This is a genomic window from Kluyvera genomosp. 2 (genome assembly GCF_036759865.1).
Taxonomy (GTDB): Bacteria; Pseudomonadota; Gammaproteobacteria; order Enterobacterales; family Enterobacteriaceae; genus Kluyvera; species Kluyvera ascorbata_B.
Window position 1 is genome coordinate 197,783 of sequence record NZ_JAPKIA010000006.1, and the last position, 22,725, is coordinate 220,507.

The window sequence follows — 22,725 nt, forward strand, 5'->3', positions numbered from 1 at the left end:
CGACAAAATATGCAATAATGCCATTTTTGTTGCGTCTATAAGGGATTAGCCATGCCTGTGGCCGACGCGGAGGAGCAGCTAAGCGGTCTGCGCCTCAATCTGCGTATTGTCTCCGTCGTTATATTCAACTTTGCCAGCTATCTCACCATCGGCCTGCCGTTGGCGGTGCTGCCGGGCTATGTCCATGATGTTATGGGGTTTAGCGCCTTCTGGGCCGGGTTGGTCATTAGCCTGCAATATTTTGCTACGCTGCTCAGCCGCCCCCATGCCGGGCGCTATGCTGACCAGTTGGGGCCGAAAAAAATCGTCGTTTTTGGTTTATGCGGCTGCTTTCTCAGTGGACTGAGCTACCTGCTGGCGGCATTCGGCGGCGGCTGGCCGCTGCTCAGCCTTGTCCTGCTGTGCGTGGGGCGCGTCATTTTGGGGATTGGCCAGAGCTTTGCCGGCACCGGATCCACGCTGTGGGGCGTTGGCGTGGTGGGTTCGCCACACATCGGGCGAGTGATTTCGTGGAACGGCATTGTTACCTACGGTGCAATGGCGATGGGCGCGCCGCTCGGCGTGCTGTGCTACCGCTACATCGGCCTGCATGGGCTGGCGCTGGCGATTATGGCGGTCGCCGCCGTGGCAATTCTGGCGGCGCTGCCCCGTGATGAAGTTAAGGCGAAAAAGGGCAAAGCCATGTCCTTTCGCGCGGTGTTGGGTCGCGTCTGGCCCTACGGCATGGCGCTGGCGCTGGCCTCTGCAGGGTTTGGCGTGATCGCGACCTTTATCACGCTGTTCTACGACGCTAAAGGCTGGGACGGCGCTGCCTTTGCGCTTACTTTGTTCAGCTGCGCCTTCGTGGGCACGCGGCTGTTGTTCCCTAACGGCATCAACCGGCTTGGTGGCCTGAACGTGGCGATGATCTGCTTTGCCGTGGAGGTTGCTGGCCTACTGCTGGTTGGTGTTGCGGCGACGCCGCTGATGGCCAAGCTGGGCACTTTCCTTGCCGGGGCGGGCTTCTCGTTGGTGTTTCCCGCGCTGGGCGTGGTGGCGGTCAAGGCGGTGCCGCAGCAGAATCAGGGGGCGGCGTTGGCGACGTATACCGTGTTTATGGATTTATCATTGGGCATTACCGGGCCGCTGGCCGGGCTGATGATGGCGTGGATGGGGGTATCGACAATCTATCTGGCTGCCGCAGGGCTGGTGGCGGTGGCGCTGCTGCTTGGATGGCGGCTAAAAAAACGGCCTCTGGCGTAGGTTCGCAAGAGGCCGCATTGGCATCAGACTGGCTTAGTTGATAACCAGCGTATTGATGATTTTCTCAGCATCGGCCTGCGCCTGCTGCTGGTTGTCCGCCGGCAGCGTAACCTGCAGGGTCAGCAGTTTGTTGTCAATTTTGCCCAGAACAATGGAAGAATAGGCGGTTTGCCCTTTGGCAGAGATGATGCTGTCCAACTGCTGTAGGGTATGACCTTTCAGCTCGATGGATTTGTTGGTCACCACCTGCAGCTGCGGGTCGCGGCTGCGCTGCTGTTCTTCCAGGCGGTTTGCCAGGACCGACAGCTCTTCATTGGCGCTATCACCGATGATAACGATGACCGCTTTTTGGCCGGTGGCGTCAGAGTAAACGTGCATGTTGTTGCTCTGGGTACCCAGCTTACCGCTTTGGTCGGTCATCCCGGCTGGCAGCGTGAAGCTCAGCTTGCCGTCGAGCAGGTTAATCGACTGGCCCGCGGCATCGCTTGCCGCAGCTGAACCCTGGGCTGGGGCGTTGGTATCGCTGTTGTCGCAGGCAGCAAGCCCCATCACCAGCAGGCCAATACCAGCATATTTCACCAATTTGCGCATTGACTTCTTCCTTTCGATAAATAGCCATGAACGGCTCTTGCGCCTATCTTAACACAACCCGTCAGATGAACCCTTAACCTGGCTGCATTGCCGACAAATCAGATTTATCTGCCAGCTTTTTCAATAGCATATTCAGCAGTACGCCATACATCGGCAGGAAGAAAACAATGCTGATAAGTACTTTAAAGCTGTAGTCGACGAGGGCGATTTCAACCCAGTGATCGGCCATGAACGGGTCGGTACTGCGCCAGAACGCGATGAAGAAGAAGGCCAGCGTGTCGCTGATGTTGCCGAACAGCGTCGAGGCCGTCGGCGCAAGCCACCATCGGCGGTTCTGGCGCAGGCGATTAAACACGTGAACGTCGAGGATCTGCCCCAGCGCGTAGGCCATAAAGCTCGCGGCGGCAATACGAGCGACGAACAGGTTGAAGTGCGCCAGTGCGCCAAAGCCCTGCCATTCGCCCATGTAGAACAGCGATGAAATGACGTATGAGATCATCAACGCCGGGATCATCACCGCAAACACGATGCGTCGCGCGAGCGGCGCGCCAAAAATGCGCACGGTCAGATCGGTGGCGAGGAAGATAAACGGGAAGCTAAATGCGCCCCAGGTGGTGTGGAAGCCGAAAATGCTGACCGGCAGCTGCACCAGATAGTTACTGGAGGTGATCACCAGCAGATGAAATAGCGATAGCCAGACCAGCGCGTGACGGCGCTGTGTCGCGGTAAAGAGAGTCATATTGTACCTTTTTAGCGGTGGGGTGAGGGAACCCAATAATCTGCAAACCTATTGCAGGGCCGGAATGATACTGCTTTCGTGCGTCATTGCAATGGTTGTTTTTCGCGCAATCGTTAACCTGGTTGCTTCATCACGCGGTCAGCGTAAACTAAGCGCGTTTTTTGATAATGACGAGAAGATAATGACCGATTTGTTCTCCAGCCCCGACCACACCCTGGACGCGCAAGGGCTGCGCTGTCCCGAGCCGGTAATGATGGTGCGTAAAACCGTGCGCACGATGCCGGTGGGCGAAACGCTGCTGATTATCGCTGACGATCCCGCCACGACGCGCGATATTCCGGGCTTTTGTCGCTTTATGGAACATGAGCTGATTGCCCAGCAGATCGACGCGCTGCCGTACCGTTATCTGTTACGCAAAAGCCACTAATTACCGCCGTCTCGACAGCTTAACAAGCTTGAGCTGTCTCTCACTTTTCATGTTTACCCTGTAAAGCTGCTAGTAAACTTATTGATGTGAATCGCATAATTTTGCCTCATTCCCCTTTGGGCACATCAATAAAAATGAAAAAATCACTTCTTGCGCTCTTACTCTGCTTGGGTACTTCTGCGGCGATGGCTGAACCCGTCAATATCACGATTCTCGGGACTTCCGATCTCCACGGCACCTTCGTCCCGTGGGATTATTCGACGGATACGGAAAACCTGGCCGGAAGCCTGAGTCAGATTGCCACCCAGGTTCGCCAGGTGCGTAGCCAGCAGCCAAACGTCATCCTGGTCGACGCGGGCGATACCATACAGGGCAATTTTGTTGAAACCTTTAAGAACGACAAAACCAGCCCGATGATCCTCGGCTTTAACGCCATGGACTATGACGTGTGGGTGATGGGCAACCACGAATTCGATTTTGGCCTGAAATCGCTGTCGACTTCGCTCAACCAGTTTAAGGGCACGGCGCTGGCCGGGAATATCCTGTGGGACAGCGGCAAGCCTTACCTTCCTGCTTATAAGATTATTGAACGCCAGGGCGTAAAAATTGGCGTGATCGGCATGGATACGCCGATGACCGCCGAATTTGCCAAAGGCACTGACCGGGTAAAAGGGTTGAACTTTACCGATCCGGTTGATGCGGTAAAACAGGCCATCCAGAAGATTCAGGGCCAGGTAGACGCTATTGTGCTGGTGGCACACATGGGGATTGATAACGAGAACCAGCGGCCGGGCACCGGGGTGGGCGATATTGCGCGCGCTAACCCTGAACTGGCGGCTATCGTCGCCGGACACATGCACGTGAAGGTCGACAAAGAAGTGATTAACGGCGTGATTATCACCGAACCGGATAAATACGGCCGCGCGCTGTCGCGAATCGATCTGCAGTTTGAGCTGCGCGACGGCAAATATGTGCTGATCAACAAAGACAGTTACACCTATAGCATTAAAGGGATGGCATCGGATAAAGCGCTGGAAACGGTATATCAGCCTTATCATAAAATTCTGCGCGCCAACGCTAATCGACCCATTGCCGAACTGAGCGGCCAGGACCTGGTCCCGCCGGATGCGGTGAAGGGGATTCCACAGGTACATATTCAGGATACCGGTATCAGCAAGCTGTATCAGGATGCCAGCCGCCACTTCGCGCCAAAAGCGCAGGTTATCGCACTGCAGATCGATAATGACCAGCCTAAGCTCAACGTTGGAACCATTAAGGCGAAAGATATTGCCTTTAACTATCAGTATGCGGGCGGCGAAATCACCGTGTATCAGTTGACCGGCAAAGAGCTGAAAAAGTACATGGAGTGGTCGGCGGGCTACTTTAACCAAGTGCATGACGGCGACGTCACTTACAGTTTTAATCCGCAGCGACGGGCCTCTAAATATTCCACCAACGATTTCTTTGATGGCGTCACCTACACTATCGATCTGCGCCAGCCCGCCGGGCAGCGCATTCGCGATCTGAAAATGGCCGATGGCACGCCGGTAACGGACAGCACGCCGATTCGTCTTGGTATGAACAGCTATCGCATGGGCCACCTGACGCAAAAGGGCGGCGCGCTGGAAGGGATGCAGTTCCCGGTATTGTCGGACAGCAAAGCTGAGTATGGCGAAGAGGCGGGGACTATCCGCAATTTAACGATTCGCTATCTGAGCGAAGTGAAGCACGGTAAATATCAGGGACAAACGGTGCAGCGCTGGAAGCTGGCAGGGCTAGAAGGCTACGATCGTGAACGTAAAATTGTCGAAAATCTGCTGAATGAAGGCAAAATCAGCGTGCCGACCAGCGATGATGGCCGCTATAGCAACGTCGCGTCGCTGAATGTGAAAACGCTGCTGTTTAGCGACCCGCAGGCGAAGAAGCAAAAACAGGCAGCGTTACAGGCTGAGCTCGCAGCTGCTACCTCGCCGTCGGCGAAAAAGCGGGTGAGCGATCGGCTGGTGATGCTTGAGGCGATCAACGAATAAGCGTGCAGTGCACCATCCGCGCTCTGTGCCGAACTGCCTGATGGCGCTATGCTTATCAGGCCTACAGGGTAGGTAACCCGTAGGCCGGGTAAGGCGTAGCCGCCACCCGGCAGACAGGACTGCGCGGTTATTTCCTTCGCAGTAGCCGCAGCGCGTTCAGCGTCACCAGTACCGTTGCGCCGGTATCGGCCAGCACCGCCAGCCATAATCCGGTCATACCGAGCAGGGTGGTGACCAGGAATATGCCCTTCAGCCCCAGCGCAATGGCGATGTTCTGCCGTACGTTGGCATGGGTCGCGCGCGCCAGACGGATCATTTGCACCAGCCCGGTCAGGCGGTTGTGGGTCAGCGCCGCGTCGGCGGTTTCCAGCGCGACGTCGGTACCGCTGCCCATCGCAATCCCCATTGCCGCTGCTTTCATTGCCGGAGCGTCGTTGATGCCGTCGCCAACCATGGCCAGCGGCCCTTGTGCGTTCAACGCAGTGACCTCTTTGACCTTGTCGGCAGGCAGCAGATTCGCGCGGTACGTCATCCCCAGCTCGTCGGCAATCGCCTTCGCGGCCCGTGGGTTATCGCCGGTGAGGATGATACCCTGAATCCCCAGTTCACGCAGGCCGTCCACTGCCTGCCGCGCTTCCTGACGTACCGTATCGCGCAGCGCCAGAATGCCCAACAGCGTCTCGTCGCGGGTGACCAACACCACGGTATTACCTTCATTTTCCAGCTGCTGAATCTGCGCCTGCTGCGCATCTGCCGGGATTTTTCCTGCTGCGCAAATCACGATGGACTGGCCATCGACCTCCGCTTCAATCCCTGAACCGACCAGCGTACGCTGCGCTTTGGCCTGTGGGATAGCCAACTGACGCTGCTGCGCTTCGCGAACAATCGCCTGCGCCAGCGGATGCGTGGATCCTTGCTCAACGGAGGCCGCCAGCGCCAACAGCGCATCTTCAGCCAGTTCGGCGGCAGGGATAATACGGGTGACCTGCGGTTTCCCGAGGGTCAGGGTACCGGTTTTATCAAACGCCATCTGGCGAATCAGGCCGAGCTGCTCGAGCGCCGCGCCGCCTTTTATCAACGCGCCTTGACGCGCTGCAGTGGCGAGGCCAGAGGTTATTGCTGCAGGTGTAGAAATGACCAGCGCGCACGGGCAGCCAATCAACAGCAGAGTCAGCCCTTTGTAAATCCATTCTTCCCATGACGCGGCAAACAGCAGCGGCGGCACCAGCGTGACCAGCAGCGCAACCGCCATAATGGCCGGGGTGTAGATACGGCTGAAGCGGTCGATAAAGCGCTCGATAGGCGCGCGGCGCTCTTCGGCCTCTTCAATCAGGCGCAGGATGCGGTCAATGGCGCTATCGCCCGGCTTCGAGATGACGCTCAGCTGCACCAGACGGTCAGCGCTGGTCGCGCCTGCCGGTACGCTTTCTCCGGCGCTACGCTCAACGGGAATCGACTCGCCGGTTAAAGCACTTTCATCAAAGCTGGCGAAAGGCGTTAACAATTTACCGTCAGCAGGCAGACGGCCGCCGGCAGCGACTTCAATCACGTCTCCCGGCTGCAGGTCCTTTTGGGCTACGGTTTCACGCTGGCCGTCGCGCACGCGCACGGCGGTATCTGGCTTCAGCGCCATCAGTGCGCTCACGCCCTGACGCGCGCGGTTTGCCGCCCAGCCCTCTAGCCGTTCCCCGATTAAAAACAGCAACAGCACCATGGCTGCTTCGGCCGTTGCGCCGATAAACAGCGCGCCGAGGGCTGCGACGCTCATCAGCGTTTCAATGGCAAACCAGCTACCGCTCTTGATTAAGCGCAGCGCCTGGCGGGCGATAGGGTACAGGCCGACCAGCGTAGTGGCGATAAACGCAAGGTTGCCGAACGGATGATTAAACTGTTCCAGCCCCCAGCTGATCGCCATCATGACGATCAGCACGATCAGCGGCAGGTTTTCTTTCCAGCGGGAGTCCGCGGCGTTGGCCTGAGGGGTATCTTCGCCACGCAGCGTGTAGCCAGCGGCGCTGACCGCCTTTTCCACCTGTGTGCGTACGTCTTCATCGGCTTCAACCAGCAGTTTTTCGGTGGCAAAGACCACCTTCGCTTTTTTCACGCCGGCCACCTGGGCGGCCGCCGTCTCTACTTTACGGGCGCAGGCGGCGCAGTCCATACCGTTGACGACCCAGCTGTAGCGGGCGTCGAGCACAGCGTCGGCCGGCGCTACTGTGCTCGCGCACTGGCTGTCGCAGCAGCAATCATCCTGCGGTACGAGCGCGGGCTTGAATGAGGTGAACTGAGGGGGCTTCTTGCCCTGTGTCTCTGGAGTCGACATGGTATCCTCCGGTTAATGATCGTTGATTCATTAAGCGCAGCATACACTCTGGAGTCGACTCCAGAGTCAAGCAGGAAATTACAGATACAGCGCGCGAACGATAAAGAAATGTCCGGCAAAGTAGCAGGCGGCATAAATTGCGGTATCGGCGCGGAAGCGGCGGCGATACTGGCTGAACAGCCACACAATGTTACCAATAAGCAGCAGCGAGGCGCCGAGGAAACCGGACATCGCGGTGTCCGTTGGCCGCAGGAACCACTGTTCACCCGCTACCCACACCATCACCAGCGTCATGCCGATAAAGGCCAGTACCGGCAGGCGCATCTCTTCAAGCCGCGTCCAGATGACCGCCAGCCACAGCGCGCCAATCACCAACAGCACTACCGGCAGCGGCCAGAAGAAGGTGAAGGTCAGCTGGCTGGCGAACCAGATGGTATACAGCAGGTGCGAGAGGAAAAATGCCCCTACGGCGTACAGCATCCGCTGACGCGGTAGCTGTGTGAGGGTATCGCCGACCAATGCGGCGCACAGGCCCGCCAGCACCAGGTAGCTGATGGCGTTAAACATCGGCGCCTGCCAGGCGAGAAACAGCAATAAGATAAGCGTGATGGGTTTAAAGACCCAGCGCTGCCAGGTAGGGCCACGGTAGGCGGCATCGACATAGAGCCAGCCTGAGAAGAAAACGGCGATGAACGACCAAAGCATATTAAGTCCCTGTTATCATTGATGGGTACTGTATAGCCAGTCCTGAATATCCAGTGTAGTCGGGCTGGCGACCTGATGACAATGGCTGACCGCGCCCTTTACTATCATTTGCGTAAATTCTTAAGAGAACCTGAAATGAGCAAAATGCCCCTTTTTTTCATCGTGGTCGTAGCCGTTATCGTGGTGGCGGCGTCTTTTCGCTATGTGCAGCAGCGGCGGGAAAAGATGGACAACGATGCCGCGCCGCTGATGCAAAAGCGGGTGGTCGTTAGCAATAAACGCGAGAAGGTGCTTAACGATCGTCGCTCTCGTCAGCAGACGGTAACGCCTGCGGGCAGTGAAATGCGCTATGACGTCGGCTTTAAGCCGGAGCAGGGGGGCCTGGAGGTGAGTTTTCGGGTCGATGCCGCGCAGTATCATCAACTGACGGTGGGGGACAAAGGGACCCTGAGCTACAAAGGCTCGCTCTTCGTGGCGTTTCACGCCGACTAAGATAACGCGGCCTGGCGTAGCGCCAGGCCGGCCGATTATTTCTTCTTCAGGCTGGCGCCAATTTTCTTCTGCCACACCAGCAGTTCGAAGACGCCGAAAAGGAAAATACGGACCTTTTCACCGCGCGTCATCTGCGGTCCATCTTTTGGCAGCGTCGATTGCAGCAGCGCCATCTGCATACCGTGCATCAGGACCATAAAGACCAGCGCGACGTTGACGAAAATATTCAGCGGACGCGGGAACGGATGGAACAGGTTGAGCGCCAGAAACGCCCACACGCACAGCATCAATAAGCGACCCAGATTAATCAGCATCCTTTTCTCCCTGTTCTTCACGATGATAGAGGCGGTAGGCCACCTGACCCGCTATTTTTTCCCTGTGCAGATCCCAGCCTGCGGGCACCGGCGGCAGTCCGTTTTCGACTTCGCTTTCGACGTAGATTAACGCGCTGTCGGCCAGCCAGCCGTTGCTCTCAAGCAGGCGTAGCGTCTCTTCCAGTAACCCCTTACGAAACGGCGGATCGACAAACACGATATCGTGCGGCGTACCGGCCTGGTTGAGGAAGGTAAGGGCGTTAGTATTGACCACTTTGCCATGCCCGGCCTTCAGCGTCGCAAGGTTTTTTTGCAGCTGTTGGGCGACATGACGCTCCATCTCCAGCAGCGTCGCGCTGGCGGCGTAGCGAGAGAGCGCTTCCAGCCCCAGCGCGCCGCTGCCCGCGAAGCAGTCCAGGCAACGGGCGTCGACCATCGACGGGGCCAGCCAGTTGAATAGCGTTTCGCGCACCCGGTCGGTGGTGGGGCGCAATCCTGGGCTATCAGGAACGGGGAGTTTACGGCCGCGCCACTGACCGCCAATAATGCGAATCTGGCCACTGCCGCCGGAAGTTGGTTTTTTCATTTGCTTGCTCTGGTCGCTCTTTCGGCCTGCTATTCTAGCGATCTGCTCTGCTGGGTGAAAGCGGTGAAGACAGGGAAGTTAAGTGGTAGACTAAGCCACTAATTTCATCCTTAATTTTAGCCTTCGCGTCGATTGTGGCGAAGTGGCGCCATCAAAAACAGCGGGGAGTGTGGTAGCAAATGGCAAAAGAAAAAAAACGTGGCTTTTTTTCCTGGCTGGGCTTTGGGCAAAAAGAACAGGAACAGGTTGTTGAATCAGAAGAAAAAATCGAATCGCAGCCGGTAGAAGATACGCCTGCTGCCGAGCCGGAAGTCGTTGCCGAACCGACACCTGCAGCTGAAGACGGCCATACGGTTGCCGAGAGCGAAGCTTTTGCTGCTGAAGTCGTGGAAGTGACCGAGCAGGTCGCGGAAAGCGAAAAAGCGCAGCCGGAAGTGGTTGAAGAAATCCAGCCGGTTGCCGAAGCGCAGCCGGAAGCGGTTGAAGAGATCCAGCCGGTTGCTGAAGCGCAGCCGGAAGTGGTTGAAGAAATCCAGCCGGTTGTTGAAGCACAGCCGGAAGTGGTTGAAGAAATCCAGCCGGTTGTTGAAGCACAGCCGGAAGCGGTCGAGGAAATCCAGCCAGAGGTGATTGACGACGTTGAGCCTGCGCTAACTGACGAAGAACTGGAAGCACAGGCGCTGGCGACACAGTCCGAAGACGACATCGAAGCACAAGATGATGCGCCGTCCGACGATGCCCAGCAGGAGCAGGAAAAGCCAACCAAAGAAGGTTTCTTTGCGCGCCTGAAGCGCAGTTTGCTGAAAACAAAAGAAAATCTCGGTTCCGGATTTATCAGTCTGTTCCGCGGCAAGAAAATCGACGACGATCTGTTTGAAGAGCTCGAAGAACAGCTGTTGATTGCCGACGTTGGCGTGGAGACCACCCGTAAAATTATCAGTAGCCTGACCGACACCGCCAGCCGTAAACAGCTGCGCGATGCCGAAGCGCTGTACGGTCTGCTGAAAGAAGAAATGGGTGAAATTCTCGCAAAAGTTGATGAACCGCTTAATATTGAAGGCAAAACGCCATTCGTCATTCTGATGGTCGGCGTCAACGGCGTGGGTAAAACCACCACCATCGGCAAGCTGGCACGCCAGTTTGAGCAGCAGGGTAAATCCGTCATGCTGGCGGCAGGCGACACCTTCCGCGCCGCGGCGGTCGAGCAGCTGCAGGTCTGGGGCCAGCGCAACAACATTCCGGTGATTGCGCAGCACACCGGCGCAGACTCGGCTTCGGTCATCTTTGACGCTATTCAGGCTGCGAAAGCGCGTAACGTCGATGTGCTGATTGCCGATACCGCCGGGCGCCTGCAGAACAAATCGCACCTGATGGAAGAGCTGAAGAAAATTGTCCGCGTGATGAAGAAACTCGACGTGGATGCGCCGCATGAGGTGATGCTGACTATTGACGCCAGCACCGGGCAGAACGCTATCAGCCAGGCCAAACTGTTCCATGAGGCTGTGGGCCTGACCGGCATTACGTTGACTAAACTCGACGGTACCGCCAAAGGTGGGGTGATCTTCTCCGTGGCGGACCAGTTCGGTATCCCGATTCGTTATATCGGCGTCGGCGAACGTATAGAGGACTTGCGTCCGTTTAAAGCGGGCGATTTTATTGAGGCACTTTTTGCCCGAGAGGACTAACAATGATTCGCTTTGAACACGTCAGCAAAGCCTATCTCGGCGGGAGACAAGCGCTGCAGGGCGTCACTTTCCACCTGCAGCCGGGCGAGATGGCATTTCTGACCGGCCACTCCGGCGCGGGTAAGAGTACCCTGCTGAAGCTTATCTGTGGGATTGAACGGCCGAGCGCTGGCAAAATCTTCTTCAGCGGCCACGATATCAGCCGCCTGAAGAACCGCGAGGTGCCGTTTCTGCGCCGTCAGATCGGCATGATTTTCCAGGATCACCATTTGCTGATGGACCGTACTGTTTTTGACAACGTCGCGATCCCTTTGATTATTGCGGGTGCCAGCGCCGACGATATCCGTCGCCGCGTGTCGGCCGCGCTGGATAAAGTCGGGCTGCTGGACAAGGCGAAAAACTTCCCGATCCAGCTTTCCGGCGGTGAGCAGCAGCGCGTGGGCATCGCGCGCGCGGTGGTGAATAAACCCGCGGTACTGCTGGCGGATGAACCTACCGGTAACCTGGATAACGCGCTGTCGGAAGGCATCCTGCGGCTGTTTGAAGAGTTTAACCGCGTGGGCGTAACGGTACTGATGGCAACCCACGATATTGGACTGATCTCCAGCCGTTCGTATCGCATGCTAACGCTGAGCGACGGCCACTTGCACGGAGGCCTGACAAGTGAATAAGCGCGATGCAATCAACCAGATTCGCCAGTTTGGCGGACGCCTCGATCGTTTCCGTCAGTCTGTGACCTCGGGGGGGGACGGCGGGCGCAATGCGCCGAAGCGCAGCAAGCCCGCGCCGAAGCCGAATTCACGCAAAACCAACGTGTTCAATGAGCAGGTGCGCTATGCGTGGCAGGGCGCGCTGCAGGATCTGAAAAGCAAACCGTTCGCCACCTTCCTGACGGTGATGGTTATCGCTATCTCCCTGACGCTGCCAAGCGTTTGCTACATGGTGTACAAGAACGTGAACACCGCGGCGTCCCAGTACTATCCGTCCCCGCAGATTACCGTCTATCTGGAAAAAACGCTGGATGACGACGCGGCGGCGAAAGTCGTGGGCCAGCTTCAGGCCGAGCAGGGCGTGGATAAGGTGAACTATCTTTCCCGCGACGAGGCGCTGGGCGAATTCCGCAACTGGTCGGGTTTTGGCGGCGCGTTGGATATGCTGGAAGAGAACCCGCTGCCCGCGGTAGCGGTCGTTATTCCGAAAATCGACTTCCAGACGACGGAAGCGCTGAATACGCTGCGCGACCGCGTGGCGCAGATTCAGGGCGTCAACGAAGTGCGCATGGATGACAGCTGGTTTGCGCGTCTGGCTTCGATTACCGGGCTGGTAGGGCGCGTGGCGGCGATGATCGGCGTGCTGATGGTGGCGGCGGTGTTCCTCGTCATTGGTAACAGCGTGCGTCTGAGCATCTTTGCTCGTCGCGATACCATTAACGTGCAGAAGCTGATTGGCGCGACCGATGGCTTTATTCTGCGTCCGTTTCTGTACGGCGGCGCGCTGCTCGGTTTTGCCGGCGCGTTCCTGTCGCTGATTTTGTCGGAGATTCTGGTGATGCGCCTGTCGTCAGCGGTGACCGAAGTGGCGCGGGTGTTCGGTACGCAGTTCGAGCTGAGCGGCCTGTCCTTCGATGAATGTTTGCTGCTGCTGCTGCTGTGTTCGATGATTGGTTGGGTGGCAGCCTGGCTTGCCACGGTACAACATTTACGCCACTTTACCCCCGACTAAAAAAGTTCTGTTATACTCTTCCCCTGCGACGACTTCCGTCCGCAGGGGATGCCGTTTTAAACCCCATCTTTCTGCCCTCGCGGCTATCGCGTGTCACATTTTGTGCGCAATTTATTCACACTGTTGCATGGAACTTGTGGATAAACTCACTGTCTGATAAAAGAGCGGATGATATTCTCGTTGCTCATCGAGCCTGGCATGTTTGTTGCCCTCGGGAACAAACCACGTCAGTATGAAGTGAATTGAGAGGATTTGAATGACCAAAGAAATGCAAAATTTAGCGTTAGCCCCTGTTGGTAACCTGGAATCCTATATCCGGGCTGCGAACGCATGGCCGATGTTGACGGCTGATGAAGAAAAGGCGCTTGCTGAACGGCTGCATTACCAGGGCGATCTGGAAGCAGCTAAAACGCTGATCCTGTCTCACCTGCGCTTTGTTGTTCATATTGCTCGTAACTACTCGGGCTATGGCCTGCCGCAGGCGGACCTGATTCAGGAAGGCAACATTGGCCTGATGAAAGCGGTGCGTCGTTTTAACCCAGAAGTGGGCGTACGCCTTGTCTCCTTTGCGGTGCACTGGATCAAAGCAGAAATCCACGAATATGTGCTGCGTAACTGGCGTATCGTCAAAGTTGCGACCACTAAGGCACAGCGTAAGCTGTTCTTCAACCTGCGTAAAACCAAGCAGCGTCTGGGCTGGTTCAATCAGGACGAAGTGGAAATGGTGGCCCGCGAACTGGGCGTATCCAGCAAAGACGTGCGTGAAATGGAATCACGTATGGCGGCGCAGGACATGGCGTTTGATATGTCCTCGGATGATGAATCCGACAGCCAGACGGTTGCCCCGGTGCTCTATCTGCAGGACAAATCGTCCAACTTTGCTGACGGCATTGAAGACGATAACTGGGAAGAGCAGGCGGCCAACAAGCTGACCGACGCGATGCAGGGCCTGGACGAACGTAGTCAGGACATCATCCGTGCCCGCTGGCTGGATGAAGACAACAAGTCTACGCTGCAGGAACTGGCCGATCGTTACGGCGTTTCCGCCGAACGCGTGCGCCAGCTTGAAAAGAACGCGATGAAAAAACTGCGTGCGGCTATCGAAGCCTGATTTTTGGCGTCGTACCCAATGAACCCTCGAATGTGAATTCGGGGGTTTTTGTTTTGTAGGCTGGATAAGGTGCATCCGCCATCCGGCAATCGACCCCGCTACGGGCTCGTCCTCCAGATAATCTCACCGTCATCACGCTTTCCTCTGCTTATTTCGCGTTTGCCGCTGGCGTTAATTCAGCCAATGGCAAAAACTCAATAAGCGCTACGAATTTTTCCGTCTTTTAACGGCAGGGGGTTTACCGTGAGTAACGAGTCACTGAATCATCGGCGTTTGCAGGCGACGCCGCGCGGGGTTGGCGTGATGTGCGGATTCTATGCGGATCGCGCTGAGAACGCCACGCTGTGGGATATTGAAGGGAATGAGTATATCGATTTTGCCGCCGGGATTGCGGTGCTGAATACCGGCCATCGTCACCCGCAGGTGATGGCTGCGGTGGAGAAACAGCTTCAGGCTTTCACCCATACCGCCTATCAGATTGTCCCCTACGAAAGCTATGTATCATTAGCAGAACGTATTAATGCAGCGGCGCCGATTGCTGGAAATGCCAAAACGGCGTTCTTCAGCACCGGGGCTGAAGCCGTAGAGAATGCGGTAAAAATTGCCCGCGCCTACACCCGGCGTCCGGGGTTGATTACCTTCGGCGGTGGTTTCCACGGCCGTACCTTTATGACGATGGCCCTGACAGGCAAAGTGGCGCCCTACAAAATCGGTTTTGGCCCGTTCCCCGGTTCGGTCTACCATGCGCTCTATCCAAACGCTGCACACGGTGTGACGACCGATATGGCCCTGAAAAGCCTGAACCACATTTTCAAAGCCGACATCGCAGCAGATCAGGTTGCGGCCATTATTCTTGAGCCGGTGCAGGGAGAGGGGGGCTTTAACGTTGCGCCGCCTGACTTTATGCAGGCGCTGCGTACGCTGTGCGATACCCACGGTATTCTGCTTATTGCCGATGAGGTGCAAACCGGTTTTGCCCGTACCGGCAAGCTCTTTGCGATGGAACACCACAGCGTGAAGCCGGATTTGATCACGATGGCCAAAAGCCTGGCCGGCGGTTTCCCGCTTTCTGGCGTGGTCGGGCGTGCCGAAGTGATGGATGCGCCTGCGCCGGGCGGCCTTGGCGGTACCTACGCCGGTAACCCGCTGGCGATTGCTGCCGCCCATGCGGTGCTGGACGTGATTGACGCAGAAGCGCTGTGCACGCGGGCGAATCACCTGGGCCAGCATCTCATTGAAGTGCTGAACAAGACCCGAGAAAGCTGCCCGGCGATTGCCGACGTGCGCGGCGTGGGATCGATGGTGGCCGTCGAGTTTGTCGACCCGCAAACCCGCGAGCCGTCGCCGGAATTCACCAAATTAGTGCAGGAGCGTGCGCTGGCGGAAGGGGTGCTGCTGCTGAGCTGCGGCGTCTACGGCAACGTCATTCGCTTCCTTTATCCGCTCACCATTCCAGAGAAACAGTTCCAGCAGGCGCTGGAGGTGATTCGCCGGGCGCTGGCGGAATAAGCGCAGCCGCCATGTGCATTGCCGGATGGCGGCGTTGCCTTATCCGGCCTACTTTATGTTGTCACCCGAACATTTAAGCCACTCCGATGAGTGGCTTTTTTTTGTCATTTTCGCGTTACAAATCCGTCAAAATTAACGTTTCAAATTCATAAAAATGGGGTATGTTTTAGCAGAGTATGCTGCAAAAGCACAGGCAGCGTCCCTTAATATTAATATCTTATACTTACCATGCGTAGGATATAAGAATAATGTGCTAAATAACAACATCACAACAAATGCAATAACCATAACAATGGGGAACCTCAGGATGAAAATGAAGGGTAAAGCGTTACTGGCAGGATGTATTGCACTGGCATTCAGCAATATGGCATTAGCAGAAAATATTAAAGTTGCTGTTGTTGGCGCAATGTCCGGCCCGGTGGCGCAGTACGGTGACCAGGAGTTCAGCGGCGCGACTCAGGCGGTTGCCGATATTAACGCCAAAGGCGGTATCAAAGGTAATAAGCTGGAAATCGTCAAATATGATGACGCCTGCGACCCGAAACAGGCGGTTGCGGTGGCAAACAAAGTGGTGAATGACGGGATCAAATACGTTATCGGTCACCTCTGCTCCTCCTCTACACAGCCTGCGTCTGATATCTATGAAGACGAAGGTATCTTGATGATTACTCCGGCAGCGACGGCGCCGGAACTGACCGCTCGCGGCTATAAGCTGATTCTGCGCACCACCGGTCTGGACTCCGACCAGGGCCCGACCGCCGCGAAATACATCCTCGAGAAAGTGAAGCCACAGCGCATCGCAGTCGTTCACGATAAGCAGCAGTACGGTGAAGGCCTGGCGCGCGCGGTGCAGGACGGCCTGAAGAAGGGCGGCGCGAATGTGGTCTTCTTTGACGGTATTACCGCTGGTGAGAAAGACTTCTCTACGCTGGTTGCGCGACTGAAGAAAGAGAACATCGACTTTGTTTACTTCGGCGGTTACCACCCTGAGATGGGCCAGATCCTGCGTCAGGCTCGGGCTGCTGGTCTGAAAACCCAGTTCATGGGGCCGGAAGGCGTGGCGAACGTGTCGCTGTCTAATATCGCGGGCGATTCTGCGGAAGGTCTGCTGGTGACGAAACCTAAGAACTACGACCAGGTTCCAGCGAACAAACCGATCGTTGATGCGATTAAGGCGAAGAAACAGGATCCGAGCGGTGCGTTCGTGTGGACCACCTACGCGGCGCTGCAGTCGCTGCAGGCGGGCCTGAACCACTCTGACGATCCGGCTGAGATTGCTAAATTCCTGAAGGCCAACACCGTCGATACCGTCATGGGGCCGCTGTCCTGGGATGAGAAAGGTGACCTGAAGGGCTTCGAATTCGGTATCTTCAACTGGCACGCGAACGGTACGGCGACCGACGCGAAGTAAGACTTTATTGCGCTACGGAACCGCATCAAATGGAGGCCGGATAAGGCGTATGCCGCCATCCGGCAATGTGCGTAGCGCTGCCTGATGGCGCTGCGCTTATCAGGCCTACACGAGATGTCACCCGGCCGAGGCGTTAGCCGACGCCGGGATCGTCACTACCCGCGAACCCAGCCGTCTGTCTGCGATTTAAACCCCAGTGCTTTCGCAAACGCCGCCATTTCCAGGCTCTCTTCAACACCTGACTTGCTCAGCGTCCAGCGGTTGACCTGCGGGTTATCGCGCATCACCTCTTCCACCAGATACTGCCCTACGCCGCGGCGGCGGGTGACTTCGCGTACGCAAAGATCATCAAGCTGGCCATGGGCACCGTTCAACGTCACCTTCACGGCGGCAAGCAGGCGTTCATTAAAGCGGGCGGCATACAGACGGTGAGCGTCGTCGAGCGCACGTTCTGTGGCAGTACCGGCGGGCCAGATCTTGCCAAGGCAAATGTGGTCCTGGTCGCTAAAGGTCTCTAAACGGATGATGGTCAGCTTCATGGGCAATGGGCTCAAATCACGGAAATGACGGTCAGTGTACTCAATTTATTCTGCTGCAGGCTCTCTCTTTTTTACCCTGGCAGCTAGGTGATTCGTTTTTCGATAACTCCGGCGGCAGTCCGAAACAGCATGGATCGAAAAATCGACAGAATTTTAACCTAAAATCCAGCGTTTTATTCGGCTCTTTGTACCGTTATTTTATGCTGCATAGCGGACTTTTTTTTGTTTATCTATGGCAAAAATCAGAATATTATCTTTTCTTAATAGACTGAAAAATAGAGAATTTAGTCTGTTTTCGTTCAAAAAGCTGCGCTAACCCATTAAAGATAATGGCAAAAATAGCGTTGTATAGTAAAAGTACAGAATGCTTTTTAACCACAACATTACAAAATATCTACACGCCACGACGTGTAAACACGACATCACGAATGGGGATCCCGAAGTATGAAAAGGAATACAAAAACAGTAATCGCAGGGATGATCGCGCTGGCTATGTCTCAAGGGGCTTTGGCTGACGATATCAAGGTTGCGGTCGTTGGTGCGATGTCCGGCCCGGTTGCGCAGTGGGGCGACATGGAGTTTAACGGTGCGCGCCAGGCCATTAAAGATATCAACGCCAAAGGCGGTATTAAGGGCGATAAACTGGTGGGCGTGGAGTACGACGACGCCTGTGACCCGAAACAAGCGGTGGCGGTCGCCAACAAAATCGTCAATGACGGTATTAAATACGTCATCGGCCACCTCTGCTCCTCTTCAACGCAGCCTGCTTCTGACATTTATGAAGATGAAGGCATTCTGATGATCTCCCCAGGGGCCACCAACCCGGAGCTGACCCAACGCGGCTATCAGTACATTATGCGAACCGCAGGCCTGGACTCTTCGCAGGGGCCGACGGCGGCAAACTACATTCTGAATAAGGTCAAACCGCAGCGTATCGCCATCATTCATGACAAACAGCAGTATGGCGAAGGCCTGGCGCGTTCCGTACAGGATGGGCTGAAAAAAGGCGGCGCCAACATCGTCTTCTTCGACGGCATTACCGCCGGGGAGAAAGACTTCTCCGCGCTGATTGCCCGCTTGCAAAAAGAGAATATCGACTTCGTTTACTACGGCGGCTACTACCCGGAAATGGGCCAGATGCTGCGTCAGGCGCGCGCCGTGGGTCTGAAAACCCAGTTTATGGGCCCGGAAGGGGTGGGTAACGCGTCGCTGTCGAACATCGCGGGCGCTGCGGCGGAAGGTATGCTGGTGACCATGCCAAAACGCTATGACCAGGATCCGGCAAATAGCGCTATCGTCGATGCCCTGAAAGCGCAGAAGAAAGATCCGAGCGGCCCGTACGTGTGGATCACCTACGCCGCCGTGCAGTCTCTGGCTACCGCCATGGAGCGTACCGGCAGCGATGAGCCGCAGGCGCTGATTAAGGATTTAAAAGCCAACGGGGCGAAAACCGTGATTGGGCCGCTGTCCTGGGATGAAAAAGGCGACCTGAAAGGCTTTGAATTTGGCGTCTTCCAGTGGCACGCCGACGGCTCATCCAGCGCGGTGAAGTAACCTTCATTTCCCCCTGGCGGGCGAAGATCCGCAGGGGTAGCAAAAGGCTAATTTATGTCAGAGCAGGTTCTCTACTTTGTGCAGCAGATGTTTAACGGCGTAACGCTGGGAAGCACCTATGCACTGATCGCCATCGGTTACACCATGGTGTACGGGATTATCGGCATGATCAACTTCGCCCACGGCGAGGTGTACATGATCGGTAGTTATGTCTCCTTTATGATCATCGCCGCGCTGATGATGATGGGCATCGACACCGGCTGGCTGCTGGTGGCGGCTGGCTTTATCGGGGCGATCGTCATTGCCAGCGCCTACGGCTGGAGTATCGAACGGGTAGCCTATCGCCCGGTACGTAACTCCAAGCGTCTGATTGCGCTGATCTCCGCTATCGGGATGTCTATCTTCCTGCAAAACTACGTCAGCCTGACCGAAGGTTCGCGCGATGTCGCATTGCCGAGCCTGTTTAACGGTCAGTGGATTGTTGGCAGCAGCGATAACTTCTCCGCTTCAATTACTACCATGCAGCTGGTCATCTGGATTGTGACCTTTATCGCGATGCTGGCGCTGACGCTGTTTATTCGCTACTCGCGGATGGGCCGCGCCTGCCGTGCTTGTGCCGAAGATCTGAAGATGGCCAGCCTGCTGGGCATCAACACCGACCGTGTGATTGCGCTGACCTTCGTTATCGGTGCGGCGATGGCGGCGGTGGCGGGCGTACTGCTTGGCCAGTTCTACGGCGTTATCAACCCGTACATCGGCTTTATGGCCGGGATGAAAGCCTTCACTGCGGCGGTACTCGGCGGTATCGGCAGCATTCCAGGCGCGATGATCGGCGGACTGATCCTCGGCATTGCGGAAGCGCTGTCGTCGGCCTACCTGAGCACCGAATATAAAGACGTGGTGTCGTTCGCGCTGCTGATCGTGGTCCTGCTGGTGATGCCAACCGGTATCCTGGGCCGCCCGGAGGTAGAGAAAGTATGAAACCGATGCAATTTGCGATGGCGCTGCTCTCTGCCGCCATGTTCTTTGTGCTGGCAGGCGTCTTTATGGGCGTGCAGCTGCAGCTTGACGGCACCAAACTGGTGGTCGGCAGCGCGGCGGATATCCGCTGGCAGTGGATCTTTATCGGCACGGCGGTGGTGTTTTTCTTCCAGATGCTGCGCCCGCTGTTCCAGAAAGGGCTGAAAAGCGTCTCCGGGCCGAAGTTTATCCTGCCGGCGATTGACGGCTCGACGGTGAAACAAAAGCTGTTCCTGATTGCGCTGCTGGTGATTGCCGTGGCGTGGCCGTTTATGGTGTCGCGCGGCACGGTGGATATCGCCACCCTGACCATGATTTACATCATTCTCGGGTTAGGTCTGAACGTGGTGGTGGGTCTTTCTGGCCTGCTGGTGCTGGGCTATGGTGGCTTCTATGCCATCGGCGCCTATACCTTCGCGTTGCTGAACCATTATTACGGTCTCGGCTTCTGGACCTGTCTGCCAATCGCGGGGCTGGTCTCGGCGGCGGCGGGCTTCCTGCTCGGCTTCCCGGTACTGCGTCTGCGCGGTGACTATCTGGCGATTGTGACCCTGGGCTTCGGTGAAATCGTCCGTATCCTGCTGCTTAACAACACCGAAATCACCGGCGGCCCGAACGGCATTAGCCAGATTCCAAAGCCAACCTTCTTCGGCCTTGAGTTCAGCCGCAGCGCGCGTGAAGGTGGCTGGGATACCTTCAGCAACTTCTTTAACGTCAAGTACGACCCGTCCGACCGCGTTATCTTCCTTTACCTGGTCGCGCTGCTGCTGGTGGTGCTGAGCCTGTTCGTGATTAACCGCCTGCTGCGTATGCCGCTGGGCCGCGCGTGGGAAGCGCTGCGTGAAGATGAAATCGCCTGCCGCTCGCTGGGCCTGAGCCCAACGCGCATCAAGCTGACCGCTTTTACCATCAGCGCCGCGTTTGCCGGTTTTGCCGGTACGCTGTTTGCCGCGCGCCAGGGCTTTGTTAGCCCGGAATCGTTCACCTTTGCCGAGTCAGCCTTCGTGCTGGCGATTGTGGTACTGGGCGGGATGGGCTCGCAGTTTGCGGTCATCCTCGCGGCGATTCTGCTGGTGGTGTCACGCGAGCTGATGCGTGACTTTAACGAATACAGCATGCTGATGCTCGGCGGCCTGATGGTGCTGATGATGATCTGGCGTCCGCAGGGCCTTCTGCCGATGACCCGTGTACAGATGAAGTTGAAAAACGGGCAAGCGAAAGAAGGAGAGCAGGTATGAGTCAGCCATTATTATCCGTTAACGGCCTGATGATGCGTTTTGGCGGCCTGCTGGCGGTCAACAACGTGGCGCTGGAGCTGCATCCTCAGGAGATCGTCTCCCTGATTGGCCCGAACGGCGCGGGAAAAACCACGGTCTTTAACTGCCTGACCGGCTTCTACAAGCCGACTGGCGGCACCATTATGCTGCGCGATAAGCATCTGGAAGGGCTGCCAGGCCAGCAGATTGCGCGTATGGGCGTGGTACGTACCTTCCAGCATGTGCGCCTGTTCCGCGAGATGACGGTGATTGAAAACCTGCTGGTGGCGCAGCATCAGCAGCTGAAAACCGGTGTCTTCTCCGGGCTGTTGAAAACGCCATCGTTCAGGCGTGCGCAGAGCGAAGCGCTGGACCGCGCCGCCGTCTGGCTTGAGCGTATCGGCCTGCTTGAGCACGCCAACCGCCAGGCGTCGAACCTGGCCTATGGAGACCAGCGTCGCCTGGAGATTGCCCGCTGCATGGTGACCCAGCCGGAAATCCTGATGCTCGATGAACCGGCTGCCGGTCTTAACCCAAAAGAGACCAAAGAGCTGGACGAGCTGATTGCCGAACTGCGTAATCATCACAACACCTCTATCTTGTTGATTGAACACGATATGAAGCTGGTGATGGGTATTTCCGACCGTATCTACGTGGTGAACCAGGGTACGCCGTTAGCCAACGGCACACCGGAAGAGATTCGCAACAACCCGGATGTGATCCGCGCGTATCTGGGTGAGGCATAATATGGATAAAGTGATGTTATCGTTTGATAAAGTCAGCGCCCACTACGGTAAGATTCAGGCGCTGCACGACGTGAGTCTGCACATTAATCAGGGTGAGATCGTAACGCTTATCGGCGCCAACGGCGCGGGCAAAACCACGCTGCTCGGCACCTTGTGCGGCGATCCGCGCGCCACCAGCGGGCGCATTGTCTTTGATGATAAAGACATTACCGACTGGCAGACGGCAAAAATCATGCGCGAAGCGGTGGCGATTGTCCCGGAAGGGCGCCGCGTCTTCTCGCGCATGACGGTGGAAGAGAACCTGGCGATGGGCGGCTTTTTTGCCGAGCGTGACCAGTTCCAGGATCGCATCAAGTGGGTCTACGAGCTGTTCCCACGCCTGCTTGAGCGCCGTATCCAACGAGCGGGCACCATGTCCGGCGGTGAGCAGCAGATGCTGGCGATTGGCCGTGCGCTGATGAGCCAGCCGCGCCTGTTGCTGCTGGATGAGCCGTCGCTGGGATTAGCGCCGATTATCATCCAGCAGATCTTCGACACCATCGAACAACTGCGCGAGCAGGGCATGACCATCTTCCTCGTCGAGCAGAACGCCAACCAGGCGCTGAAGCTTGCCGACCGCGGCTACGTGCTGGAAAACGGCCACGTGGTGCTGGAAGATACCGGTGATGCGCTGCTGGCTAACGAAGCGGTGCGCAGCGCGTACCTCGGCGGTTAGTTTTCAGC

At 56.7% G+C, this 22,725-nt stretch carries 22 protein-coding genes; 15 read left to right on the plus strand and 7 right to left on the minus strand.

The genetic code is table 11. From position 1 onward, the window contains the following. Positions 1-51: 51 nt before the first annotated feature. Positions 52-1,242 (plus strand): MFS transporter, encoded by a 1,191-nt coding sequence (locus tag V6942_RS08495; RefSeq protein WP_182929879.1) that lies wholly within the window; start codon positions 52-54, stop codon positions 1,240-1,242. 33 nt (positions 1,243-1,275) lie between these two features. Here V6942_RS08495 and V6942_RS08500 read toward each other — a convergent pair whose 3' ends face one another. After that, complete coding sequence (locus tag V6942_RS08500) at positions 1,276-1,833, minus strand: DcrB family lipoprotein (protein ID WP_106925069.1); 558 nt, start codon at positions 1,831-1,833, stop codon at positions 1,276-1,278. A gap of 73 nt (positions 1,834-1,906) precedes the next feature. Further along, positions 1,907-2,572, minus strand: a complete 666-nt coding sequence (locus V6942_RS08505) for a 7-cyano-7-deazaguanine/7-aminomethyl-7-deazaguanine transporter (RefSeq protein WP_182929880.1) — start codon at positions 2,570-2,572, stop codon at positions 1,907-1,909. Positions 2,573-2,753: 181 nt separating this feature from the next. On the opposite strand from V6942_RS08505, the gene tusA reads away from it, so the two are divergent. Both tusA and V6942_RS08515 read left to right on the plus strand, forming a co-directional pair. Beyond that, positions 2,754-2,999 (plus strand): sulfurtransferase TusA, encoded by a 246-nt coding sequence (tusA, locus tag V6942_RS08510; RefSeq protein WP_106925187.1) that lies wholly within the window; start codon positions 2,754-2,756, stop codon positions 2,997-2,999. A gap of 134 nt (positions 3,000-3,133) precedes the next feature. Continuing rightward, on the plus strand, positions 3,134-5,029 hold the full coding sequence (locus tag V6942_RS08515) for a bifunctional metallophosphatase/5'-nucleotidase (protein WP_182928499.1): 1,896 nt from the start codon (positions 3,134-3,136) through the stop codon (positions 5,027-5,029). A gap of 127 nt (positions 5,030-5,156) precedes the next feature. Here V6942_RS08515 and zntA read toward each other — a convergent pair whose 3' ends face one another. Together zntA and V6942_RS08525 are read right to left on the minus strand one after the other, a co-directional pair. Then, complete coding sequence (gene zntA / locus V6942_RS08520; RefSeq protein WP_106925072.1) at positions 5,157-7,352, minus strand: Zn(II)/Cd(II)/Pb(II) translocating P-type ATPase ZntA; 2,196 nt, start codon at positions 7,350-7,352, stop codon at positions 5,157-5,159. 78 nt (positions 7,353-7,430) lie between these two features. Next, complete coding sequence (locus V6942_RS08525; RefSeq protein WP_106925073.1) at positions 7,431-8,057, minus strand: lysoplasmalogenase; 627 nt, start codon at positions 8,055-8,057, stop codon at positions 7,431-7,433. 135 nt (positions 8,058-8,192) lie between these two features. On the opposite strand from V6942_RS08525, the gene V6942_RS08530 reads away from it, so the two are divergent. Continuing rightward, positions 8,193-8,549 (plus strand): DUF2500 domain-containing protein, encoded by a 357-nt coding sequence (locus V6942_RS08530; protein WP_333501101.1) that lies wholly within the window; start codon positions 8,193-8,195, stop codon positions 8,547-8,549. Positions 8,550-8,584: 35 nt separating this feature from the next. Here the strand turns inward: V6942_RS08530 and V6942_RS08535 are convergent, their stop codons facing one another. Beyond that, the gene (locus V6942_RS08535) at positions 8,585-8,863 is read right to left on the minus strand and encodes a DUF1145 family protein (protein WP_106925075.1); all 279 of its coding nucleotides are present in this window, start codon (positions 8,861-8,863) and stop codon (positions 8,585-8,587) included. Continuing rightward, a complete protein-coding gene (gene rsmD, locus V6942_RS08540; protein ID WP_333501102.1) occupies positions 8,853-9,449 on the minus strand; it encodes a 16S rRNA (guanine(966)-N(2))-methyltransferase in 597 nt (198 codons plus the stop codon). The genes V6942_RS08535 and rsmD overlap by 11 nt, the downstream gene beginning before the upstream one ends. A gap of 179 nt (positions 9,450-9,628) precedes the next feature. On the opposite strand from rsmD, the gene ftsY reads away from it, so the two are divergent. The 6 genes from ftsY (at position 9,629) to livJ (ending at position 16,887) form a co-directional block, all read left to right on the plus strand. Beyond that, positions 9,629-11,134, plus strand: coding sequence for a signal recognition particle-docking protein FtsY (gene ftsY, locus V6942_RS08545; protein WP_333501103.1), 1,506 nt, complete (start codon positions 9,629-9,631; stop codon positions 11,132-11,134). Positions 11,135-11,136: 2 nt separating this feature from the next. Next, positions 11,137-11,805: a cell division ATP-binding protein FtsE gene (ftsE, locus tag V6942_RS08550; RefSeq protein ID WP_106925078.1), complete on the plus strand. Its 669-nt coding sequence runs from the start codon at positions 11,137-11,139 to the stop codon at positions 11,803-11,805. Beyond that, positions 11,798-12,856: a permease-like cell division protein FtsX gene (ftsX, locus tag V6942_RS08555; RefSeq protein ID WP_106925079.1), complete on the plus strand. Its 1,059-nt coding sequence runs from the start codon at positions 11,798-11,800 to the stop codon at positions 12,854-12,856. Before ftsE ends, ftsX begins: the two co-directional genes overlap by 8 nt. Before the next feature lie 256 nt (positions 12,857-13,112). After that, complete coding sequence (rpoH, locus tag V6942_RS08560) at positions 13,113-13,967, plus strand: RNA polymerase sigma factor RpoH (RefSeq protein WP_106925080.1); 855 nt, start codon at positions 13,113-13,115, stop codon at positions 13,965-13,967. Between the two features lie 243 nt (positions 13,968-14,210). Then, a complete protein-coding gene (locus V6942_RS08565) occupies positions 14,211-15,476 on the plus strand; it encodes a 4-aminobutyrate--2-oxoglutarate transaminase (protein WP_106925081.1) in 1,266 nt (421 codons plus the stop codon). A 307-nt stretch (positions 15,477-15,783) separates the two neighbouring features. Further along, entirely contained in the window at positions 15,784-16,887 is a 1,104-nt protein-coding gene (gene livJ, locus V6942_RS08570) for a branched chain amino acid ABC transporter substrate-binding protein LivJ (protein WP_182929885.1), read from the plus strand. A gap of 155 nt (positions 16,888-17,042) precedes the next feature. Here the strand turns inward: livJ and panM are convergent, their stop codons facing one another. After that, entirely contained in the window at positions 17,043-17,426 is a 384-nt protein-coding gene (panM, locus tag V6942_RS08575) for an aspartate 1-decarboxylase autocleavage activator PanM (RefSeq protein ID WP_106925083.1), read from the minus strand. Positions 17,427-17,870: 444 nt separating this feature from the next. Between panM and livK the strand changes: the two genes are divergently transcribed. The 5 genes from livK to livF are packed head-to-tail and all read left to right on the plus strand — an operon-like array spanning position 17,871 to position 22,717. Continuing rightward, a complete protein-coding gene (gene livK, locus V6942_RS08580) occupies positions 17,871-18,980 on the plus strand; it encodes a high-affinity branched-chain amino acid ABC transporter substrate-binding protein LivK (protein ID WP_106925084.1) in 1,110 nt (369 codons plus the stop codon). A gap of 54 nt (positions 18,981-19,034) precedes the next feature. Continuing rightward, positions 19,035-19,961 (plus strand): high-affinity branched-chain amino acid ABC transporter permease LivH, encoded by a 927-nt coding sequence (livH, locus tag V6942_RS08585; protein ID WP_106925085.1) that lies wholly within the window; start codon positions 19,035-19,037, stop codon positions 19,959-19,961. Beyond that, positions 19,958-21,238, plus strand: a complete 1,281-nt coding sequence (livM, locus tag V6942_RS08590; RefSeq protein WP_106925086.1) for a branched chain amino acid ABC transporter permease LivM — start codon at positions 19,958-19,960, stop codon at positions 21,236-21,238. Before livH ends, livM begins: the two co-directional genes overlap by 4 nt. Continuing rightward, complete coding sequence (livG, locus tag V6942_RS08595; RefSeq protein ID WP_182929886.1) at positions 21,235-22,002, plus strand: high-affinity branched-chain amino acid ABC transporter ATP-binding protein LivG; 768 nt, start codon at positions 21,235-21,237, stop codon at positions 22,000-22,002. The genes livM and livG overlap by 4 nt, the downstream gene beginning before the upstream one ends. A 1-nt stretch (position 22,003) precedes the next feature. Then, entirely contained in the window at positions 22,004-22,717 is a 714-nt protein-coding gene (gene livF / locus V6942_RS08600) for a high-affinity branched-chain amino acid ABC transporter ATP-binding protein LivF (protein WP_106925088.1), read from the plus strand. The last annotated feature ends 8 nt before the right edge of the window (positions 22,718-22,725 follow it).

What these genes read in the sequence shown, in the direction of transcription:
- ftsY (WP_333501103.1), top strand. Translation starts at nt 9,629, where the DNA reads ATGGCAAAAGAAAAAAAACGTGGCTTTTTTTCCTGGCTGGGCTTTGGG.
- livH (WP_106925085.1), top strand. Translation starts at nt 19,035, where the DNA reads ATGTCAGAGCAGGTTCTCTACTTTGTGCAGCAGATGTTTAACGGCGTA.
- V6942_RS08500 (WP_106925069.1), bottom strand. Translation starts at nt 1,833, where the DNA reads ATGCGCAAATTGGTGAAATATGCTGGTATTGGCCTGCTGGTGATGGGG.
- V6942_RS08515 (WP_182928499.1), top strand. Translation starts at nt 3,134, where the DNA reads ATGAAAAAATCACTTCTTGCGCTCTTACTCTGCTTGGGTACTTCTGCG.
- rpoH (WP_106925080.1), top strand. Translation starts at nt 13,113, where the DNA reads ATGACCAAAGAAATGCAAAATTTAGCGTTAGCCCCTGTTGGTAACCTG.
- zntA (WP_106925072.1), bottom strand. Translation starts at nt 7,352, where the DNA reads ATGTCGACTCCAGAGACACAGGGCAAGAAGCCCCCTCAGTTCACCTCA.
- V6942_RS08525 (WP_106925073.1), bottom strand. Translation starts at nt 8,057, where the DNA reads ATGCTTTGGTCGTTCATCGCCGTTTTCTTCTCAGGCTGGCTCTATGTC.
- tusA (WP_106925187.1), top strand. Translation starts at nt 2,754, where the DNA reads ATGACCGATTTGTTCTCCAGCCCCGACCACACCCTGGACGCGCAAGGG.
- V6942_RS08505 (WP_182929880.1), bottom strand. Translation starts at nt 2,572, where the DNA reads ATGACTCTCTTTACCGCGACACAGCGCCGTCACGCGCTGGTCTGGCTA.
- livG (WP_182929886.1), top strand. Translation starts at nt 21,235, where the DNA reads ATGAGTCAGCCATTATTATCCGTTAACGGCCTGATGATGCGTTTTGGC.
- livK (WP_106925084.1), top strand. Translation starts at nt 17,871, where the DNA reads ATGAAAAGGAATACAAAAACAGTAATCGCAGGGATGATCGCGCTGGCT.
- panM (WP_106925083.1), bottom strand. Translation starts at nt 17,426, where the DNA reads ATGAAGCTGACCATCATCCGTTTAGAGACCTTTAGCGACCAGGACCAC.
- ftsE (WP_106925078.1), top strand. Translation starts at nt 11,137, where the DNA reads ATGATTCGCTTTGAACACGTCAGCAAAGCCTATCTCGGCGGGAGACAA.
- livJ (WP_182929885.1), top strand. Translation starts at nt 15,784, where the DNA reads ATGAAAATGAAGGGTAAAGCGTTACTGGCAGGATGTATTGCACTGGCA.
- rsmD (WP_333501102.1), bottom strand. Translation starts at nt 9,449, where the DNA reads ATGAAAAAACCAACTTCCGGCGGCAGTGGCCAGATTCGCATTATTGGC.
- livF (WP_106925088.1), top strand. Translation starts at nt 22,004, where the DNA reads ATGGATAAAGTGATGTTATCGTTTGATAAAGTCAGCGCCCACTACGGT.
- livM (WP_106925086.1), top strand. Translation starts at nt 19,958, where the DNA reads ATGAAACCGATGCAATTTGCGATGGCGCTGCTCTCTGCCGCCATGTTC.
- V6942_RS08535 (WP_106925075.1), bottom strand. Translation starts at nt 8,863, where the DNA reads ATGCTGATTAATCTGGGTCGCTTATTGATGCTGTGCGTGTGGGCGTTT.
- V6942_RS08495 (WP_182929879.1), top strand. Translation starts at nt 52, where the DNA reads ATGCCTGTGGCCGACGCGGAGGAGCAGCTAAGCGGTCTGCGCCTCAAT.
- V6942_RS08530 (WP_333501101.1), top strand. Translation starts at nt 8,193, where the DNA reads ATGAGCAAAATGCCCCTTTTTTTCATCGTGGTCGTAGCCGTTATCGTG.